The organism is Bacillus sp. LR_5, assembly GCF_042709275.1.
Genome location: NZ_JAVAXX010000346.1, coordinates 1 through 5,996, shown reverse-complemented (window position 1 = coordinate 5,996; position 5,996 = coordinate 1). Strand labels below are relative to the sequence as shown.

Sequence of the window (5,996 nt, the reverse complement as noted above, 5' to 3'; positions counted from 1 at the left end):
GATCGAAGTAATGGGCCGCCATGCCGGTGATATCGCATTGTGGGCCGGTCTTGCAGGGGGCGCGGAATCAATCTTAATCCCTGAGGCAGACTATGACATGCACGAAATCATTGCCCGCTTAAAACGCGGCCACGAACGCGGCAAGAAACACAGTATTATTATCGTTGCCGAAGGTGTAGGCAGCGGTGTTGAGTTCGGGAAACGCATTGAAGAAGAAACAAATCTTGAAACTAGGGTATCTGTACTGGGCCATATCCAGCGCGGAGGTTCTCCAAGCGCTGCTGACCGCGTGCTGGCAAGCCGTCTTGGCGCATATGCTGTTGAACTGCTGCTAGAAGGAAAAGGCGGACGCTGTGTAGGTATACAAAACAATAAGCTTGTAGACCATGATATTATAGAAATACTGGATACAAAACACACAGTTGAGCAAAACATGTATCAGCTTTCAAAAGAACTGTCTATTTAATGTCAGCTGAAGGCTGAAGATTTCAGAAGGAAGTGAACCAAATGAGAAAAACTAAAATTGTTTGTACTATCGGTCCGGCAAGTGAAAGTGTTGAAATGCTTACGAAATTAATGGAGTCAGGAATGAACGTGGCTCGATTAAACTTTTCTCACGGAGATTTTGAGGAGCACGGTGCAAGAATTAAAAATATCCGCGAAGCAAGCAAAAAGCTTGGCAAAAACATCGGTATCCTGCTTGATACAAAAGGTCCTGAAATCCGCACACATACAATGGAAAACGGCGGCATTGAGCTCGAAACAGGCAAAGAGCTTATCGTTTCAATGGACGAGGTAGTGGGAACAACAGATAAAATCTCAGTCACATATGAAGGTTTAGTTGACGACGTTGAAAAAGGTTCAACGATTCTGTTAGATGACGGACTTATCGGCCTTGAGGTACTAGATGTAGATGCTGCTAAACGCGAAATCAAAACAAAAGTATTGAACAACGGAACACTTAAAAATAAAAAAGGTGTTAACGTACCGGGCGTCAGTGTCAATCTTCCGGGTATCACTGAAAAAGATGCACGAGACATCGTTTTCGGTATTGAGCAGGGAGTAGACTTTATCGCGCCATCTTTCATTCGCCGTTCTACGGACGTGCTTGAAATCCGTGAGCTTCTTGAAGAGCACAACGCTCAGGATATTCAAATCATCCCTAAAATCGAAAACCAAGAGGGCGTTGACAATATCGATGCTATTCTCGAAGTGTCTGACGGCTTAATGGTTGCACGCGGAGACTTAGGTGTGGAAATTCCAGCTGAAGAAGTGCCGCTCGTGCAAAAAGAGCTGATCAAAAAATGCAACGCGCTAGGAAAACCTGTTATTACAGCGACACAAATGCTTGACAGCATGCAGCGCAACCCGCGTCCGACTCGTGCGGAAGCAAGTGACGTTGCAAACGCGATCTTCGACGGCTCAGATGCGATCATGCTTTCTGGTGAAACAGCTGCCGGAAGCTATCCGGTTGAGGCGGTTCAAACGATGCACAACATCGCGTCCCGTTCTGAAGAAGCTTTAAATTATAAAGAAATTCTTTCAAAACGCAGAGATCAAGTAGGAATGACGATTACAGACGCAATTGGACAATCTGTCGCACATACGGCAATTAACCTGAATGCTGCTGCGATCGTAACACCGACTGAAAGTGGCCATACAGCGCGTATGATCGCGAAATACCGTCCACAGGCGCCGATTGTTGCGGTTACTGTAAATGATGCTGTTTCCAGAAAACTTGCGCTCGTATCAGGCGTATTCGCAGAAAGCGGCCAAAATGCGAACACAACGGATGAGATGCTTGAGGATGCTGTCCAAAAATCATTGAACAGCGGAATTGTAAAACACGGCGATCTAATCGTCATTACAGCAGGCACTGTCGGTGAGTCTGGCACTACGAACTTAATGAAAGTTTACACTGTCGGCGATATCATCGCTAAAGGCCAAGGCATTGGACGCAAATCAGCTTTCGGTCCGGTTGTCATTGCACAAAATGCAAAAGAAGCTGAGCAAAAAATGACTGACGGTGCGGTACTCGTTACAAAAAGCACTGACCGTGATATGATTGCATCTCTTGAAAAAGCGTCTGCCCTTATTACAGAAGAAGGCGGTTTGACAAGCCATGCTGCGGTAGTTGGATTAAGCCTTGGCATTCCGGTAATCGTTGGCCTTGAAAATGCGACATCTATTTTGACAGAAGGCCAGGAAATTACAGTTGACGCTTCCAGAGGCGCAGTCTACCAAGGCCGTGCGAGCGTTCTTTAATCACAGGTGAAAACGGAAGGGGAATCCCTTCCTTTTCTCTTTATCTCGCCTAATGTTGAACAGAGGCGTGTTACACGTGTGGGGGGCTTGGATATGAGATTTTTATTTTTGCTTTTTATTGTATTTCCGGCAATAGAAATCGGCATATTCCTATTTTCAGGCAAGCTGATCGGCATTTTGCCGACGGTCCTTTTAATGATTCTGACGGGCATTATCGGCGCAGCAGCTGCAAAAAAACAAGGAATCGAAGTATATTACAAGGTTCAGCGTGATCTTCAATATGGCAAAATGCCGGGGGAAGCGATTGCTGACGGCCTGTGCATTTTCATTGGCGGTCTATTGCTGATGCTTCCGGGCTTTTTATCAGATTTGGCCGGCGCCTGTTTGCTTATCCCGTTTACCCGCAGCTGGTGTAAGCCGATTCTGTTCAAATGGCTGAGAGGGATGTCGAAGAACAAGCGGATCATCATCAAATAAAAAACGGCAGCCATGCAACATGGGCTGCTGTTTTATTTTTGTTGAACAGTAATGTAGGACCATACTTCCTTTAATGCGCCTGTTGTGATGAAGGCTTGGATGATGACGAGAACAGCCGGCCCGGCAATCAATCCTAAAAACCCGAATAATTTAAAACCGGCAAACAGGGCGATGAGCGTTGCCAGCGGATCGATCCCGATAGATTTACTAAGTATTTTAGGCTCTGTCAGCTGCCGCTGAATCAGAACGACGAGGTACAGTACACCGATTCCGATCGCCTGAGGCAGCTGGCCTGTAATCGATAAATACAAAATCCACGGCACAAATACGGAACCCGCACCCAAATAAGGGAGAAGATCAACAAGCCCGATTAAAAAAGCAATTGTTGCAGCATGTTCTACTTTTAAGAGAGAAAGGCCGATAAATACAATTACCATCGTAATGAAAACGAGAACGGCCTGAGCTTTGATAAAACCGGTCATTGCTTTTTTTAATTCGCTGCTTATGGCCTTGCTGTTAGCTGTAACCCGATCAGGCAGAATCGAAACGAGCATCGCTTTCAGTTTGTGCCAATCCTTTGTCATAAAAAATGTTGCCAGGAGAGAAAAAATCAGAACAGCCGCCGTATTGGGAAGAAGCGCGAAAAACCTCGGGATCATTTCTAGAATGTGGGACAGCAGCAGCCCGGCATTTTTAGCGGCGGAATCACCGAGTGTCTGGATGTGAGTAACGATGGAAGCCTGCTGGTTGGTCTCCAATTCTTGAAACAAAAGGGTCAGTTCGTTATAGAGCGGCTGGATATGAGTCGTAAATAATTTTTCGCAATATGAGATAAACGTGCTGATATGCGGTGGCAGTGTTTTTGCAAGATAGGCTGTTCCCGTTACGATTTCCGCTACAAGAATGGTGAGCACGCCGAAGGCGGCGAGCAGAAAAAAAGCAAGCACGCCCAGGACGTTTACCGTTCGGGGGAATCCTGTCACTTTGTCCAAATAGTCAACAACAGGATGAATCACTGATGAGAGAATAAGGGCGATTAGGAACGGATAAGTTAACGGAAACGAATAATAGGCCGCAGCTATCGATCCTGCGGTAACTGATATGACAAAGAGGGTTCTGAATAAAATAGTGATATAAGATTGATTCACGAAATCGGTCCTCCTCTCGTCAGCATGTCCTATTTTTTATATGTATTCACGCTCCGGCTGAATATGAATACATTCATCTTTAAGGAGGGATGGCATGTGTTTACACAAGCGAATTTATTTTTAATTATACTCTTGGCTATTGCACTTATCGCAAAAAACCAATCATTGCTCTTTGCTGTATCCGTCCTTTTGATCATCAAAATCGTTGGACTTGACCAGAAATTATTTCCAACCATCCAGTCAAAAGGCATTAACTGGGGAGTGACCATTATCACGATCGCTGTTCTTGTTCCGATTGCCACGGGAGAAATCGGATTTAAGCAGCTTGGAGAAGCAGTACGGTCTTCCTATGCTTGGATCGCCTTGGGAGCAGGAATTGCAGTGGCGCTGATTGCCAAAAACGGCCTGACCTTGCTGGAAAATGACCCGCATATTACAACTGCTCTTGTGATCGGGACCATTCTTGCAGTCGCGCTTTTTGGCGGAGTTGCGGTGGGACCGCTGATCGGAGCGGGGATTGCTTATTTAGCCATGCAGATCGTAAAACTGTTCACTTCATAAAAAAAGCGGCTCTCAGGCCGCTTTTTTTTATATGCAAAAACCCGCAAATAAAGGCGTTTTTTCGGGGAAAACACAGAACGAAAAAAAAAAATTATAGGTAAACATTTAACAAATGTCTGATTATTGTTTATAATGAGAATAGGCTTAAACTTAAATAAGCTTATAAGAATTTGTTATGTTCTTTCATAAGCAAAGGGTTTCAGTAGAAGCAGGCAGTAAAATGTAAGCATTTTCTTTTAGGGGGAGAGAAATACTTGCATCATGCTTTTTAAGTAAGCCTCATGTTTTTACAACACTCTTAAAGGGGAAATTTATTGAAAAGGAGATGTTATATATGACAGCGACACGCGGTCTAGAAGGGGTTGTAGCAACAACATCATCTGTTAGTTCTATTATTGACGATACCCTTACATATGTGGGGTATGATATCGATGATTTAACAGAGAATGCAAGTTTTGAAGAAATCATCTACTTGCTTTGGCATTTAAGGCTGCCGAACAAAAAGGAGCTTGATGAGTTAAAGCAGCAGCTTGCAAAGGAAGCTGTCGTTCCGCAAGAAATTATTGAGCACTTCAAATCTTATTCCCTCGAAAATGTTCATCCCATGGCTGCTCTTCGGACAGCAATTTCATTACTAGGCCTGCTTGACAGCGAGGCTGATACCATGAACCCGGAAGCCAACTATAGAAAGGCGATCCGCCTTCAGGCAAAGGTGCCTGGCTTGGTTGCAGCGTTTTCCAGAATCCGCAAAGGCCTTGAACCTGTTGAACCGAGAGAAGACTACGGCATTGCCGAGAATTTTCTCTACACATTAAACGGTGAAGAGCCTTCGCCAATTGAGGTTGAAGCTTTCAACAAAGCGCTGATTTTACATGCTGACCATGAGCTGAACGCGTCAACGTTCACAGCAAGGGTCTGCGTCGCAACACTTTCTGATATCTATTCAGGCATTACTGCCGCAATCGGCGCACTGAAGGGTCCTCTTCACGGCGGTGCAAATGAAGGCGTGATGAAGATGCTGACAGAAATCGGTGAAGTAGAAAACGCTGAGCCGTACATCCGCGCCAAACTTGAAAAGAAAGAAAAAATCATGGGATTCGGCCACCGCGTGTATAAGCATGGTGACCCGCGCGCGAAGCATCTGAAAGAAATGAGCAAGCGCCTGACCAACCTGACAGGCGAAAGCAAATGGTATGAGATGTCGATTCGCGTAGAAGAGATCGTCACATCAGAGAAAAAGCTACCGCCTAACGTTGATTTCTATTCGGCTTCTGTTTATCACAGCCTCGGTATTGACCATGATTTGTTCACACCGATTTTTGCTATAAGCAGAATGTCCGGCTGGCTTGCTCATATTCTTGAGCAGTATGACAACAATCGACTGATCCGCCCGCGGGCAGATTACACAGGCCCTGATAAACAAGCATTTGTTCCGATTGAAGAAAGAGCCTAAAGAACCATTGGAGGCTGGCTTGCGTTAATGAGGTTAGCCTCTTGTTCAGAACATCAAAAGTGGTTTACACTTTACATTGAATGTTGAGAAAA

At 45.0% G+C, this 5,996-nt stretch carries 6 protein-coding genes; 5 read left to right on the top strand and 1 reads right to left on the bottom strand.

What is annotated here, in order from left to right:
• From RAC86_RS34160 to RAC86_RS34150, 3 genes are all read left to right on the top strand, one after another.
• A partial coding sequence (locus RAC86_RS34160; RefSeq protein ID WP_377886581.1) for a 6-phosphofructokinase occupies positions 1-466 on the top strand: 466 nt, incomplete at its 5' end.
• 41 nt (positions 467-507) lie between these two features.
• Positions 508-2,265, top strand: a complete 1,758-nt coding sequence (gene pyk, locus RAC86_RS34155; protein ID WP_041521039.1) for a pyruvate kinase — start codon at positions 508-510, stop codon at positions 2,263-2,265.
• Positions 2,266-2,358: 93 nt separating this feature from the next.
• Positions 2,359-2,742 (top strand): FxsA family protein, encoded by a 384-nt coding sequence (locus RAC86_RS34150; protein WP_072566676.1) that lies wholly within the window; start codon positions 2,359-2,361, stop codon positions 2,740-2,742.
• Positions 2,743-2,774: 32 nt separating this feature from the next.
• Here RAC86_RS34150 and ytvI read toward each other — a convergent pair whose 3' ends face one another.
• Positions 2,775-3,890, bottom strand: coding sequence for a sporulation integral membrane protein YtvI (ytvI, locus tag RAC86_RS34145; RefSeq protein WP_072182597.1), 1,116 nt, complete (start codon positions 3,888-3,890; stop codon positions 2,775-2,777).
• Positions 3,891-3,986: 96 nt separating this feature from the next.
• On the opposite strand from ytvI, the gene RAC86_RS34140 reads away from it, so the two are divergent.
• Positions 3,987-4,451, top strand: a complete 465-nt coding sequence (locus RAC86_RS34140) for a DUF441 domain-containing protein (protein ID WP_014114752.1) — start codon at positions 3,987-3,989, stop codon at positions 4,449-4,451.
• 334 nt (positions 4,452-4,785) lie between these two features.
• Positions 4,786-5,904 carry a citrate synthase gene (gene citZ / locus RAC86_RS34135; protein ID WP_014114751.1) on the top strand — a complete coding sequence of 373 codons (1,119 nt, stop codon included), beginning with the start codon at positions 4,786-4,788 and terminating at the stop codon, positions 5,902-5,904.
• The last annotated feature ends 92 nt before the right edge of the window (positions 5,905-5,996 follow it).

What these genes read in the sequence shown, in the direction of transcription:
- pyk (WP_041521039.1), top strand. Translation starts at nt 508, where the DNA reads ATGAGAAAAACTAAAATTGTTTGTACTATCGGTCCGGCAAGTGAAAGT.
- RAC86_RS34150 (WP_072566676.1), top strand. Translation starts at nt 2,359, where the DNA reads ATGAGATTTTTATTTTTGCTTTTTATTGTATTTCCGGCAATAGAAATC.
- citZ (WP_014114751.1), top strand. Translation starts at nt 4,786, where the DNA reads ATGACAGCGACACGCGGTCTAGAAGGGGTTGTAGCAACAACATCATCT.